The 13,226-nt window shown below is 64.2% G+C and carries 13 protein-coding genes; 12 read left to right on the forward strand and 1 reads right to left on the reverse strand.

The window, feature by feature from the left end:
* On the forward strand, nucleotides 1-584 hold a 584-nt coding region (locus AAG799_RS19310; RefSeq protein WP_341898472.1), incomplete at its 5' end, for a TetR/AcrR family transcriptional regulator.
* On the opposite strand, the gene AAG799_RS19315 is transcribed toward AAG799_RS19310, so the two are convergent.
* Nucleotides 542-1,525, reverse strand: coding sequence for a fatty acid desaturase (locus AAG799_RS19315; RefSeq protein ID WP_341898473.1), 984 nt, complete (start codon nucleotides 1,523-1,525; stop codon nucleotides 542-544). The genes AAG799_RS19310 and AAG799_RS19315 overlap by 43 nt on opposite strands.
* Nucleotides 1,526-1,764: 239 nt before the next feature.
* Between AAG799_RS19315 and AAG799_RS19320 the strand changes: the two genes are divergently transcribed.
* The 11 genes from AAG799_RS19320 to AAG799_RS19370 all read left to right on the forward strand — a co-directional run.
* Nucleotides 1,765-2,385 (forward strand): response regulator, encoded by a 621-nt coding sequence (locus tag AAG799_RS19320; protein WP_341898474.1) that lies wholly within the window; start codon nucleotides 1,765-1,767, stop codon nucleotides 2,383-2,385.
* A 119-nt stretch (nucleotides 2,386-2,504) separates the two neighbouring features.
* On the forward strand, nucleotides 2,505-2,870 hold the full coding sequence (locus tag AAG799_RS19325; protein WP_341898476.1) for a response regulator: 366 nt from the start codon (nucleotides 2,505-2,507) through the stop codon (nucleotides 2,868-2,870).
* Nucleotides 2,871-2,922: 52 nt separating this feature from the next.
* Complete coding sequence (locus AAG799_RS19330; RefSeq protein ID WP_341898478.1) at nucleotides 2,923-4,503, forward strand: ATP-binding protein; 1,581 nt, start codon at nucleotides 2,923-2,925, stop codon at nucleotides 4,501-4,503.
* Between the two features lie 286 nt (nucleotides 4,504-4,789).
* On the forward strand, nucleotides 4,790-5,617 hold the full coding sequence (locus AAG799_RS19335; RefSeq protein ID WP_341898491.1) for an alpha/beta hydrolase: 828 nt from the start codon (nucleotides 4,790-4,792) through the stop codon (nucleotides 5,615-5,617).
* Between the two features lie 146 nt (nucleotides 5,618-5,763).
* Complete coding sequence (locus AAG799_RS19340) at nucleotides 5,764-6,696, forward strand: dihydrodipicolinate synthase family protein (RefSeq protein ID WP_341898479.1); 933 nt, start codon at nucleotides 5,764-5,766, stop codon at nucleotides 6,694-6,696.
* Nucleotides 6,697-6,819: 123 nt separating this feature from the next.
* Nucleotides 6,820-7,500, forward strand: coding sequence for a hypothetical protein (locus AAG799_RS19345; protein ID WP_341898480.1), 681 nt, complete (start codon nucleotides 6,820-6,822; stop codon nucleotides 7,498-7,500).
* A gap of 195 nt (nucleotides 7,501-7,695) precedes the next feature.
* Nucleotides 7,696-9,333 (forward strand): ABC transporter substrate-binding protein, encoded by a 1,638-nt coding sequence (locus tag AAG799_RS19350; protein WP_341898482.1) that lies wholly within the window; start codon nucleotides 7,696-7,698, stop codon nucleotides 9,331-9,333.
* Nucleotides 9,334-9,405: 72 nt separating this feature from the next.
* On the forward strand, nucleotides 9,406-10,461 hold the full coding sequence (locus AAG799_RS19355; protein WP_341898484.1) for an ABC transporter ATP-binding protein: 1,056 nt from the start codon (nucleotides 9,406-9,408) through the stop codon (nucleotides 10,459-10,461).
* Complete coding sequence (locus AAG799_RS19360; protein ID WP_341898486.1) at nucleotides 10,458-11,462, forward strand: oligopeptide/dipeptide ABC transporter ATP-binding protein; 1,005 nt, start codon at nucleotides 10,458-10,460, stop codon at nucleotides 11,460-11,462. Before AAG799_RS19355 ends, AAG799_RS19360 begins: the two co-directional genes overlap by 4 nt.
* 9 nt (nucleotides 11,463-11,471) lie before the next feature.
* Complete coding sequence (locus AAG799_RS19365) at nucleotides 11,472-12,401, forward strand: ABC transporter permease (RefSeq protein WP_341898488.1); 930 nt, start codon at nucleotides 11,472-11,474, stop codon at nucleotides 12,399-12,401.
* A 10-nt stretch (nucleotides 12,402-12,411) separates the two neighbouring features.
* Nucleotides 12,412-13,226, forward strand: an 815-nt coding sequence (locus AAG799_RS19370) for an ABC transporter permease (RefSeq protein ID WP_341898489.1), incomplete at its 3' end; no start/stop codon positions are given.

A 13,226-nucleotide genomic window follows, 5' to 3' on the forward strand; every position in this document is an offset into this window, starting at 1 on the left:
TGCCGGCCGCCAGGACACCGGCCCGCCGTGGCCGGCCACGCTCGCTGGAAACCGAAACCGCGATTCTGGAGGCGGCCTATCGCCTGGCCGCATCGCAGGGCCTGACGGCCACCACGGTCGATGCCATCGCGCGCGACTCGCAGGTTTCCAAGATGACCATCTACAAATGGTGGCCTTCGCGCGATGCCCTGCTGATCGATGCCTTCCTGCGCCAGGCCGCGGTGATGGTACCGCTGCCCGAGCAGGGCGATCCGCTCACCATCCTGCGCGACCATGCCGCCGCCTATGCCCGGGCGCTGAACGCAGATTTCGGCAAGGTGCAGGTGGCGGTGATCGCCGAGGGCATGGCGAAAAACGGGTCCGGTGCACTGTTCCGCGACCGCTATCTCAAGGCGCGCAGGGGCATCGGCATCAAGGTGATCCAGCGCGGCCAGGATGCCGGCCGCTTCCGCCGCTCAGTGCCGGCGGCCGAATTGTATGACCGGATCTACGGCACGCTGTTCTACCAGTTCCTGTTCGGCCTGCGCAAAGTGACGCCGGCTCATGCCCGCGCGCTGGTCGAATCGGTGCTGCTGCCCGACTGAGCAGCACCCAGTGCCTTCGCGCGCAGGTGGCCCCAGACCTCGCGCACCACGCGGGTGTACCCCTGTCCCTTATGCAGGATATGGCCATCGATCAGGGTGTTCAGTTTCGCCAGTGCGTGGAACGGCACCGAGGGATAGGCGTGATGTTCGACGTGATAGGGCATGTTCCAGGCGAACCAGTGCATCACCGCGTTGGTGTAGGTGGTGCGGGTATTCTCAAAGGCGCTGCCCGTCGTGGCGCAACCGGTATGCTCCGACAGCAGGTAGGGCCGCAGCAGCAGCTGGCCGAGAAACAGTGGCAGCAGCCAGGCCCATAGCAGCACGGCTGTCTGCAGCGCCAGTGAGCCGGCCAGCAGCGCGGCATAGACCAGCAGATAGAGCCGCGCCTCCAGCACGATCAGGCCGCGCTTGGCCTCGGGGATCCACGGGGCCGTCACTTTTCCGGTGATGGCATGGCGCAGCATCAGGGCAAAGCGTTTCAGCACCTGGGTGGTGCCGGAGAAGGTGAAGGCCAGCGCCAGCCAGTTGCGCGGCACCGTCTTGAACAGCAGTTCCGGATCCTTGTCCTGATCCTGGGTGTAGCGGTGATGGTCCCAGTGGAACAGCGTGTAATATTCATAGGGCAGCATGATGAGGGCGCCCGATGTTTGCCCCACCACGGCATTTATCCAGCGCGTGCGGAATGCGGTTTTATGCGCTGTCTCATGCACCGCCATGAACTGGTAGCCGATGAAATAGGCCTGCAGCAGAATCAACGGGACGGCCCACCACCAGGCTGCGGAGGCTGTCGCCGTGTGGATCAGCCAGCCGGTGCCAAGGATGGTGGCGTATTGCACCGTGATGCGGACCAGGGCCGGCATGTTGCTTTTGACGCAGAGCTCGCGCAGCTGCAGGGGCGTGATCGGGCGTTGCGTTCCGGTGAACTGGATGTCGCTGCTCATCGATACGCGCGCTCCTGGGGCTGGGGCTGCCTAAAATTCAGGCTTGGTGTTTCGTTTATATAATGTACTATTAGTACAGTTTGTTGAAACGGCGTCAAGCAGGTATCGGAGCACCGTCGGGGTCGGCTCTTTGTGGGCTTGAAATCCGGTGCTAAAAAATCTAAGGCATTTGAAGTCTAAGCCGGTTGCTGTCAGTGATCTGGCGTCAGGGATTGCGTATCGGGGATGGAGTCCTGGACATGGCCGAAGCTGCAATAGTCCATATCATCGAAGACGATGCTTCGCTGCGCGCTGCGCTGGACAGCCTGTTCCGCTCGGTCGGCATGCAGACCCGCAGCTACGGCACGGTGCAGGATTTCCTGGATGGCAGGCAGCATGCCGGGGCGCCGGGCTGCCTGGTGCTGGATGTGCGTCTGCCGGGCATGAGCGGCCTCGATTTCCAGGCCCAGCTGGCCGAGCATCAGGTGCTGCTGCCGGTGGTGATGATGACCGGGCATGGCGACATCCCGATGACGGTGCAGGCGATGAAGGCCGGCGCGGTGGATTTCCTCACCAAGCCCTTCCGCGACCAGGACATGCTGGATGCAGTGGCGGCGGCAATCGAGAGAGACCGCCAGCGCCGCAGCCAGGGCCGCACCACCCTGATCCTGCAGGAGCGCTTTGCCGCCCTGAGCCCGCGCGAACAGCAGGTGATGGCCCTGGTCACGGCGGGCAAGATGAACAAGCAGGTGGCCGGCGATCTCAAACTCAGCGAGATCACGGTGAAAATCCATCGCGGCGCCGCCATGCGCAAGATGGGCGCGCAGAGTCTGGCCGATCTGGTCCGCATGGCGGAAGCCTTGAATCTTCGGCCGAATTGAACCACTTACGCGATCATACCTGAGTATAATTCCAGCCCCGGCGGGGCATCCTATAGTCACCGGCAGAGATTCATCGGGTGCCGGGCAGATCGCAGGCATGCTCAGGGTCAGGATGCCGCGTGGACGACCGCCTCATTTCCATTATCGATGACGACGAATCGCTGCGGCTGGCGCTGGTCGGCCTGGTGCGCTCGCTGGGCTATCGCGCCAGTGGTTTCGGTTCGGCCGAGGAATTCCTGAACTCCAGTGACATTGCCGCTTCGTCCTGCCTGATCACCGATATCCAGATGCCGGGTCTCAGCGGCATCGAGCTCAAGCATCTGCTGGTCGAACGCAACTACCGCCTGCCGGTCATCATGATCACCGGGCGTGCCGACCCGTCGCTGCGCGACAGGGCACTGGCCAGCGGGGCCATCTGCCTGCTGAAAAAACCCTTCGAGGCTGCCGCGCTGCTCGACTGCATCGAACGCGCCCTGGCCGCCTGACATGGCATGAGACATGGTCTGCAGGCGGCAACCTGGCTAGACTGCGGCTGCGATGACTGAAGCCTTCACCGATAGCGCCGATCTGCTCGACCTCGTACAGGAGAGCATTTTGGTGCGCCGTCTCGATGGCCGCATCCTGTACTGGAACAAGGCGTCCGAGGCGCTCTACGGTTTCCACCGCGCGGCTGTGCTGGGGCAGGATGTCGCCGCGCTGCTGCATACCCGCTATAGCGTTCCACCGGACAGCATCGAGGCGCAGCTGCGTGACACGGGCCGCTGGGAGGGTGAGGTCACGCGTTGCACGGCCAGTGGCGCCGAGCTGCAGATCTTCGTGCGCTGGTCGCTGCGTCCGGCCGATGCCGGTGGCCCGGCCACCATTGTCGAATCCGGCCATGACATCACCGACCGCAAGCGGGCCGAACAGGCACTCGGCAACAGCGAATATCGTTACCGCAACCTGTTTCAGGCCATGGCGGCCTCGTTCTGGGAACTCGACTTCTCTGCCGTCGGCCGGATGACACGCAGGCTGCGCGAGGCCGGCGTCGCGGATCTGCGCCGCCATTTTGCCGAGAATCCGGATGTCGTGCGCGAGATGATCCGCCAGACCCGCGTGGTCGACGTCAACGACCAGTCATTGGCCCTGTTCGGCGGCGGCGACAAGGCGGCGCTGCTGCAAAGCATCGAGCCGTTTTGGCCGGACGCCAGCAGCATGGTCTATGCCGAAAGCGTGGTGGCCGCCCTGTCGCGCAAGCCGAACTACGCTGCCGAAACCCGGCTGCGCCGGCTGGATGGCCGCGAATTCGATGTGCTGTTCACCGCCTGCTTCCCGCCGGAATCGCTGGCCAAGGGCACGCTGCTGGTCGGCGTGATCGATATCAGCGAACGGGTGCGGGCACAGGGCGCGCTGCAGAAGCTGCAGGCCGATTTCGCCCATGCCGCGCGCGTTTCCATGCTGGGTGAACTGACCGCCTCGCTGGCGCATGAGGTGAACCAGCCGCTCGCCGCCATTGCCACCAATGGCGAAGCCTCGTTGCGCTGGCTGGGGCGACCCGAACCCAATCTGGACGAGGTGAATATCCTGGCACGCCGCATGGTGGCCGATGTACGCCGGGCCGCCGATATCATCAGCCGTATCCGCAGCATGGCCTCGCGCCAGGTGCAGGAAAAATCCGCCCTGCCGGTCAATGCGGTGATCGAAGAGGCACTGCTGTTTTTGCGTCATGAGATGCAGGGGCAGGGCATCGCGCTGTCGCTCGATCTGGGCGCCGACCTGCTGCCGGTGCTGGGGGACCGCACCCAACTGCAGCAGGTCGTGGTCAATCTGGTGCTCAATGCGATGCAGGCCATGGCGCAGGCCGGCACGGCACATCGCAAGATCGCTGTAACCAGCCGGTTGTCATCACCCGGCACAATGCAGGTCACAGTCGAAGACAGCGGCCCGGGCATTGCCGATGCCCATCGCGCGCAGCTGTTCGAGAGCTTCTTCACCACCAAGGATGCCGGCATGGGCATGGGGCTGGCCATCTGCCGCTCGATTATCGAGGACCATGGCGGCCATATCTGGGCCGATGCCGCGGCCGGAAATGCCGGCGCGCGCTTTTGCTTCACGCTGCCGGTCGCGTCACAAAACTGAAGCAGTCCGGCCGCTGTGGGCCGCCTCATACCAAAATATGAGTCGACTCTCCCTGTGTCTGATGGCCCGGGACAATTCTGTTGGGCAGAGTGTTGTCACCGCACAGCCTCACCACCACAATCATGCAACGGGAACCACGATGAAAACGCAGATTGCACCGACCGGTTTTCCTGTCTCGCGCCGCGACATCCTGATTGGTGCCGCCGGCACCTTTGCTGCCGCCAGCCTGCCGGCTGTCGGCTTTGCCACTACACCCCAGACCACCACACAAAAAGGAATGACGACCATGAGCAGCTATGTGACGACCAAGGACGGCACGCAGATTTATTACAAGGACTGGGGCAAGGGGCAGCCCGTGGTGTTCAGCCATGGCTGGCCACTGAGCGCCGACAGCTGGGAATCGCAGATGTTCCACGTCGCCAGCAACGGCTATCGCGCCATCGGCCATGATCGCCGCGGCCATGGCCGTTCGACCCAGACCTGGGACGGCAACGAGATGAACACCTATGCCGACGATCTGGCCGCGGTGTTCGAGGCGCTGGATCTCAAGAACGCCATCCTGATCGGTTTTTCCACCGGCGGCGGCGAAGTCGCCCGCTATATCGGTCGCCACGGCACCAAGCGGCTGGCCAAAGCGGCCCTGATCAGCGCCGTGCCGCCGCTGATGCTCAAGACCGCGGCCAATCCCGGCGGGCTTCCGATCGAGGTGTTCGACGGCATCCGCGCCGGCTCGGTCAAGGATCGCTCGCAGCTTTACAAGGATATCGCCGGCGGCCCGTTCTTCGGCTTCAACCGGCCGGGCGCCAAGGCCAGCCAGGGCATGATCGACAGCTTCTGGCTGCAGGGCATGATGGGTGGCCACAAGAGCACCTATGACTGCATCAAGGCCTTCTCGGAAACCGATTTCACCGAAGACCTGAAGAAGTTCGATATCCCCACCCTGGTGCTGCATGGCGATGATGACCAGATCGTGCCGATCGCGGCTGCCGCACTGGCATCGTCCAAGCTGATCAAGAACGCCACGCTGAAGGTCTATCCGGGCGCGCCGCATGGCCTGACCGATACCCACAAGGAGCAGCTCAACAAGGACCTGCTCGACTTCATCAAGGCCTGATTTTCCCCCGGGACGTCCTCCCCAGACGTCCGACCTGGCGCCGCCATGAACGATCATGGCGGCGCCTTTTTATTTCCATCGGCACGGCGCGGATGGCAGGATGCTGTCAACGCGGCAGACAGCAGCCGCGATGAGGGAGAAAACCGATGCGTCTCGATCACACTGCGGCCGGCGTCTATCCGATTGCACCCACCGCCTTTCATCCCGATGGCCGCATCGACGAGGTCTCGACCGACCGGCTGATCGAGACCTATCTTGCCGCCGGATCCACCGGCGTCACCGTGCTCGGCATCATGGGCGAGGCGCCCAAGCTGGAACCGGAAGAATCGCTCGCCATCGCCACGCGCTTTATCAGGGGCATGAAGAACCTGCCGGTGATCGTTGGCGTCTCGGCCCCGGGCTTTGCCGCCATGCGCTCATTGGCGCGCGCCAGCATGGAGCGCGGCGCTGCCGGCGTGATGATCGCGCCGATCCCCTCTTTACGCACCGACGACCAGATCACAGGCTATTACCGCCAGGCGATCGAGGCGATCGGCGACGACATTCCCTTCGTGATCCAGGATTATCCGCTCACGCTGTCGGTGCAGATGACGCCCAAGGTGATCCGCCAGATCGTGCAGGATCATCCCTCCTGCGTGATGTTGAAGCACGAAGACTGGCCGGGACTGGAAAAGATCACCGCCCTGCGCGGCTTCCAGGCCGATGGTTCCATGCGCGAGATTTCGATTCTCACCGGCAATGGCGGGCTGTTCCTCGATTTCGAGATGGAGCGTGGCGCCGATGGCGCCATGACCGGCTATGCCTTCCCGGAAATGCTGGTCGATGTGGTGCGCTTCCAGAAGGCCGGCAACCGCGATGCTGCGCATGACCTGTTCGATGCGCATCTGCCGCTGCTGCGCTACGAACAGCAGCAGGGCGTCGGCCTTGCCGTGCGCAAATACACCATGATGAAGCGCGGCATCCTGGCCAGCGATGCCCAGCGCAAGCCGGGTGCGAGTTTGAGCGCCAAGGCAAAGGCCGAGGTGGACTACATGCTGGCCCGCCTGGCCCGGGTGGATGCGCGTGCAAAAGCAGCCTGACCACCGGGATTTGGCGGATTTCCAAGCTATATTGGAAAAATGAGATAGGAATAAGAACATATGGCGTCATAGACGGATCAGAAGTAGAACATATGCAGTTCTGATCCTTCAGGAGCCCGCCCGATGTTCCGTTCCGCCCAGCTTCAGTCCGTTCAGCTTCAGTCCGTTCAGTCGCGTTCCGCCTCCTATATCGCCCCGTCACGTTTCGGCGCCGGCCTGCTGCGGCAGTTCGGCCGTTTCAGCCAGGGGCTGACGCTGGGTATTCCGCAGATCGACATCCTGGAGGAATTTGCCCGCGGTGCGCTGCATGAGATCGTGGGCGACGCGGCAACCGTCAGCGGTTTCCTCGCAGCCCTGCTCGGGCGCGACCGTCGGCAGGCGCAAATCCTCTGGGTCACCGCCGGTGCCGGCCTGCATGCGCCGGCCCTGGCCCAGCTCGGCCTCGATCATCGCCGCCTCACGGTGGTCACCACGCCGCGCGCCGGTGATCGCTGCTGGGCTGCCGAAGAAGGCCTGGGCGTGCTCGGCTACGGTGCGGTGGTGGCGGAAATCGGCGCCGCTGATTTCCATGTCACCCAGCGCCTGCAGGATGCGACCGAGAAACGCGGCGCCACTGCCTTTCTGGTGCGGCAGGATCGCCAGGCCTCCGCGGCCATCGCGCGCTGGTCGGTGCAGGCGGCGGCCAGCGATGGTTTCCGGCCCTGCTGGCGCCTGACGCTGGAATGCCGCCACGGCGTCGAAACCGATCGCTCCTGGCTGGTGGAATGGGATCAGGCCAGCGGCAGCTTCCGTCTGGTCCGCTGACCTTGGGCTGAAGCTTCGCTGCGGATGGCGGGACCGGCGTGTCCCGCCGGCAAAACCGCACCCGACCTCTCTTGCAGAGGTCGGTTGACTCATTCCGCATACGACAAGGTTCATGCACGGGTCATGGCGATGTCACCGATCGGTCATCGCCGCTTCCTAGCCTGCCCCCTCAGATTCGACCTCGGAGGGGAAGTCATGCAGATCCATCGTCGCAAATTCCTGGTTGGCACCGGCATTGCCGCCGGCAGTTTCGTTCTACCGCGCTTCGCGATTGCCCAGGCCGATAACCGGCCGAGCATCACCATCGCCGTACAGCAGATTTCCAATTCGGCGTCGCTGGAGCCGCTACGCGAACAGTCCAATGTCGGCGCCCGCTCGCTGTCTTTCATCTATGAAGGGCTGATCGGCCGCAATCTGCTGAGCGAGCTGGAAGCCGTGCCGGCGCTGGCGGAAAGCTGGAAGCGCATCGACGGTCGCACGGTCGAGCTGACACTGCGCAAGGGTGTGAAGTTCCACAATGGCGACGAGATGACCGCCGAGGATGTGGTGTTCACCTTCGGCAAGGAACGCATGTTCGGCAACGATTACGACATCACCAGCAACAAGACGCTGTTTGCCAATGTGATGGTGCGCGACAATGTGCGCGGCAAGGAACTGCCGCCGGAAGTGCCCGCCGTGGCCAAGCGCTCCTGGCCGGCGCTGGAAAAGATCGAGATCATCGACAAATACACCGTGCGCTTCGTCAACCGTACGCCGGATGTGACGATGGAGGGCCGCATCGCCCGCTATGGCAGCGAGATTATCTCGCGCCGCGGCTTTGAAGAGGCCAAGAGCTGGATCGACTGGTCGGTCAAGCCGGTATCCACCGGTCCCTATCGGGTGCGGGAATACAAGCCGGACCAGGAACTGGTGCTGGAAGCGCATGATGAATACTGGGGTGGTCGTCCGCCGCTGAAGACCGTGCGTATCATGGTGGTGCCGGAAGTGGCCTCGCGCATCAACGGCCTGCTCTCGGGCCAGTTCGATTTCGCCTGCGACATGCCGCCGGACCAGATTGCCGGCATCGAGAAGAATGCCAAGTTCGAGGTGAAGGGCGGCCTGATCGACAACCACCGCCTCACCGTGTTTGACAAGCACCACCCGCAGCTGCGCGATGCGCGCGTGCGCCAGGCCTTCACCCATGCGATCGACCGCCAGGCCATTGTCGACAGCCTGTGGGCCGGTCGCACCCGCATCCCGGCGGGTCTGCAGTGGGAATTCTACGGTCCGATGTTCGTCGAGGGCTGGAAGGTGCCGGAATACAACCCGCAGAAGGCGCGCGAGCTGCTCAAGGCCGCCGGCTACAAGGGCGATCCGATTCCTTACCGCCTGATCAACAACTATTACACCAACCAGAATGCCACCGCGCAGATCCTGGTCGAGATGTGGCGCCAGGCCGGTCTGAACGTGCAGATCGAGATGAAGGAAAACTGGCAGCAGATTTTCGAAAACAACGGTACCCGTGCCGTGCGAGACTGGTCGAACAGCGCGCCCTTCACCGATCCGATTTCATCCATCGTCAACCAGCACGGACCCCAGGGCCAGCAGCAGCAGGTCAAGGAATGGTCCAATGACGAGATGAACACGCTGTCGGATCAGATGGCCGTCGAGACCGACATGGCCAAGCGCAAGGGCATGTTCAAGCGCATGCTTGAAATCTGCGAACGCGAAGACCCGGCCTATACGGTGCTGCACCAGAACGCCACCTTCACCGCCAAGCGCAAGGACATCCAGTGGAAGGCCTCGCCGTCCTTTGCGATGGAATTCCGCAGCAAGAACTTCAAGATCGGCTAAGCCAGACCATGCGGCGGCGGGATAAACCCGCCGCCGTTTTCCTTTCCAGCCCCAGGAACAAGGAATATCGGCATGGACCCGTTCGTGGAGATCCGCAACCTCACGGTTGATTTCGCCCAGGGCGACCGCCGCATCCGCGCACTGCATGGCGTCGATCTCAGTGTCGGCCGTGGCGAGGCGCTGGGCCTGGTCGGCGAATCCGGTTCAGGCAAGAGCGTCACCTGGCTGGCCGCGCTCGGCCTGCTGCCGGGCAAGGCGCGTATTGCCGGCAGCGTGATGCTGGATGGCCAGCAACTGCTGCATGCGCCGCGCCGCGTGCTGGATGGCGTGCGCGGTCGCAAGGTGGCGATGATTTTTCAGGACCCGTCCTCGTCGCTGAATCCGGTGCTGCGCATCGGTCGCCAGATCACCGAGGCGCTTGGCTTGCATCGCGGCCTGAAGGGCGCCGCAGCCACCGCCGAGGCCAGGCGCCTGCTCGATCGCGTCGGCATCGCCAATGCGCCGCGCCGGCTGAACGACTATCCGCATGAACTCTCGGGCGGCATGAATCAGCGCGCAATGATCGCCATGGCGCTGGCCGGCGAACCCGACCTGCTGATTGCCGACGAGCCGACCACGGCGCTGGATGCAACCGTGCAGGCGCAAATTCTCACCCTGCTGCAGGATATCCGTCGCGACAGCGGCATGAGCATGGTGCTGATCAGCCACGATCTTGGCGTGGTGGCCGAAAATGTCGACCGCGTCTGCGTGATGTATGCCGGCCGCCTGGTCGAAGAGGCGCCGTCGGGTCGCGTGTTCGATCGCCCGCGGCATCCTTACACGCGCGGGCTTCTCGCGGCCCTTCCGGTGCTGGAAGGACCGCGCCGTCGCCTGGTGGCGATTCCAGGCACGGTGCCCGAGCCGTGGAACCTGCCGCGCGGCTGTGCCTTCGCGCCCCGCTGTGCCGAAGCCGAGGAGAGTTGCCACCGCACCATGCCGCCGCAGGTCTCGATTGACCTGAACGAGCGCGTGCAGTGCTTCCATGCGCGCTATCATGTCGATCCGGTGCATCCGGCACCCGAGGTTGTGCCGGCATCGGTGCCGCATGTGGCCGCCTCCGGCCATGCCGTCGCGGTGATCGCGCAATGACGCAGCCGCTGCTCGAAGCACGCGATCTGGCGCGCCATTTCACCATCCGCCAGGGCGGTATCGGCCCCTTCGGTCACAAGGCCCAGCTCAAGGCGGTCGATGGCATCTCGCTCCGCGTGCTGCCCGGCCGCACGCTCGGCCTGGTGGGTGAATCCGGCTGCGGCAAGTCCACCACCGGCCGGTTGTTGCTTGGCCTGATGGCCGCCAGTGCCGGCGAAGTGCGGTTCGATGGCGCGCCGCTGGCCAAACCGGGCACGGCCGAATGGCGGGCCCAGCGCCAGGCCATGCAGATGGTCTACCAGGATCCGCTCGGCGCACTGGATCGCCGTCTGCCGGTCGGCCGGCAGATCGGTGAGCCGCTGGAGATCCATCATCCCGGCATGTCCGAAGCCGATCGCCTCGAGCGCGTGCGCACCGAGATGGCCGCCGTCGGCCTGCAGCCGCATCATGCCGAACGCTATCCGCATGAACTCTCCGGCGGACAGCGTCAGCGCGTGGTGCTGGCACGCGCGCTGATCCTGCAGCCGCGCCTGCTGGTCTGCGACGAGCCGATCTCGGCGCTGGATGTCTCGATCCAGGCCCAGGTGGTCAACCTGCTGCTGGATCTGCAGGAGCAATTGAATCTGGCCTACGTCTTCATCAGCCATGATCTCAAGGTGGTGCGCCAGATCAGTCATGATGTGGCAGTGATGTATCTCGGTCGCATCGTGGAATACGGCGAAGCCGAAAGCCTGTTCCGCGATCCGCAGCATCCCTATACCCGGGCACTGCTGGCTGCGATTCCCTCTGTCGTCCGTCATGGTGAGGCGCGGCCAGCGCCAATCCAGGGCGATCCGCCCGATCCGGCCAATCCGCCGTCCGGCTGCGCCTTCCGCACGCGCTGTCCGCGCGCCACAGCATTGTGCGCCGAAACGGCGCCCGGCCTGCGCGTTATGGCCGATGGCCGTCAGGTTGCCTGCCATGTCGTGGCGCCCGATCATCTCGACCGCGCTGCTGCATAAGGCCGAACCATGCTGTCCTTTGTCGCTTCCCGCATCGCCCGCGCCGCCCTCACCATCGGCTTTGTCGTCACCTTCGCTTTCGTCGTGCTGCGCCTGTCGGGCGATCCGGCCCTGCTCATCATGTCGGTTGATGCCCCGCCCGAGGCCATCGAGGCCTTCCGCAAATCCTGGGGCCTGGACCGGCCGATCTGGGAACAGTATCTGGCCTATGCGATCAATGCGCTGAGTGGCGATTTTGGCAATTCGATGCGCGATGGCCGTCCGGCCGTCGATCTGGTGCTGGAACGCGTGCCGATGACGCTGGCGATCACCATTCCTGCCTTCATGATCAAGCTGTGCCTGGGGATTCCCGCCGGCATCTTCGCCGCGCTGTATCGCAATTCGGCGCTCGACCGGCTCACCATGATGGTGTCGGTGGCCGGCTTCACGGTGCCCAGCTTCGTGCTGGCGCTGCTGCTGGTGCTGGTCTTCTCGGTACAGCTCGGCTGGCTGCCTTCCAGCGGCAATGACGGCTGGCAGTCCGCCATCCTGCCGATCATCACGCTGGGTGTTTCGGGTGCCGCGATCCTGGCCCGCTTCACCCGCTCGGCCATGCTGGAAGTGCTCGGCCAGCCTTATATCCGCACGGCATCGGCCAAGGGCGTGCCCTGGCGCCGCGTGGTTGCCGATCATGCCCTGCCCAATGCGGCGATCCCCACCGTCACCATCATCGGTTTCATGGTCGGCAGCCTGATCGCCGGCGCTGTCGTGGTGGAGAGTGTCTTTGCATGGCCTGGCGTCGGCCGGCTGCTGGTATCGGCTGTGGCCAACCGCGACCTCGCCGTGGTGCAGGCGATCCTGCTTGCCATCGCACTCTCCATGGTGGCGGCCAATCTCTGCGTCGATCTCGCCTATGGCTGGCTCGACCCGCGGCTGCGCCGTGGCCGGGCACAACATTAAGGAACGCGCTGTGACCGATATTACCGCGCCGCTGCCAGTCGAGAACCCTGCGTCAACCCGACGCGCGCTCAAGCGCTTTTTCACCGCGTTTCCGCCCGGCGTGCTGCTCGGCCTGTGCTGGATCACACTGATGCTGGTGCTGGCTTTGGGTGCTGATTTTCTGACGCCCTACAGCTTCACGGCCTTCGATCTCAAGGCCCGCCTGCAGCCGCCGATCGGTATGGGCGGCGCCCTGAACCATGCGCTCGGCACCGATGAGCTGGGCCGCGACGTGCTGTCGCGGCTGATCATGTCGATCCGCATGAGCCTGCTCATTGCCTTCTTCGGCACGCTGATCGCCGCCACGCTCGGCACCAGCCTGGGCCTGGCAGCGGCGCATTTCCGTGGCCGCATCGAATCGGTGATTCTGGTGCTGATCGACTTCCAGGCCAGCATGCCCTTCATGATCATTGCGCTGTCGGTGCTGGCCTTCTTCGGCAATTCAGTCACGCTGTTCGTCGTGCTGATGGGCTTCCACAGCTGGGAACGCTATGCCCGCATCTCGCGCGGCCTGGCGCTGGCTGCCAATGAACAGGGCTATGCCTCGGCGGTGCGCCAGCTCGGCGCCGGCTCGGCGCGCATCTATGGCCGCCATGTGCTGCCCAATATCGCCTCCACGCTCATCGTGTCGATGACACTCACCTTCCCGGAAATCATCCTGCTGGAAAGCGGGCTGTCCTTCCTCGGGCTCGGCGTACAGCCGCCGCTCACCTCCTTGGGCAACATGGTCGGCTATGGCCGCGAATACATCACCCGCGCGCCCTGGATCATGCTGGCGCCCAGCGC

Origin of the sequence: Ferrovibrio terrae, from assembly GCF_943371255.1 — a bacterium.
GTDB classification, from domain to species: domain Bacteria; phylum Pseudomonadota; class Alphaproteobacteria; order Ferrovibrionales; family Ferrovibrionaceae; genus Ferrovibrio; species Ferrovibrio terrae_B.

What these genes read in the sequence shown, in the direction of transcription:
- AAG799_RS19340 (WP_341898479.1), top strand. Translation starts at nt 5,764, where the DNA reads ATGCGTCTCGATCACACTGCGGCCGGCGTCTATCCGATTGCACCCACC.
- AAG799_RS19320 (WP_341898474.1), top strand. Translation starts at nt 1,765, where the DNA reads ATGGCCGAAGCTGCAATAGTCCATATCATCGAAGACGATGCTTCGCTG.
- AAG799_RS19350 (WP_341898482.1), top strand. Translation starts at nt 7,696, where the DNA reads ATGCAGATCCATCGTCGCAAATTCCTGGTTGGCACCGGCATTGCCGCC.
- AAG799_RS19330 (WP_341898478.1), top strand. Translation starts at nt 2,923, where the DNA reads ATGACTGAAGCCTTCACCGATAGCGCCGATCTGCTCGACCTCGTACAG.
- AAG799_RS19355 (WP_341898484.1), top strand. Translation starts at nt 9,406, where the DNA reads ATGGACCCGTTCGTGGAGATCCGCAACCTCACGGTTGATTTCGCCCAG.
- AAG799_RS19335 (WP_341898491.1), top strand. Translation starts at nt 4,790, where the DNA reads ATGAGCAGCTATGTGACGACCAAGGACGGCACGCAGATTTATTACAAG.
- AAG799_RS19365 (WP_341898488.1), top strand. Translation starts at nt 11,472, where the DNA reads ATGCTGTCCTTTGTCGCTTCCCGCATCGCCCGCGCCGCCCTCACCATC.
- AAG799_RS19315 (WP_341898473.1), bottom strand. Translation starts at nt 1,525, where the DNA reads ATGAGCAGCGACATCCAGTTCACCGGAACGCAACGCCCGATCACGCCC.
- AAG799_RS19345 (WP_341898480.1), top strand. Translation starts at nt 6,820, where the DNA reads ATGTTCCGTTCCGCCCAGCTTCAGTCCGTTCAGCTTCAGTCCGTTCAG.
- AAG799_RS19360 (WP_341898486.1), top strand. Translation starts at nt 10,458, where the DNA reads ATGACGCAGCCGCTGCTCGAAGCACGCGATCTGGCGCGCCATTTCACC.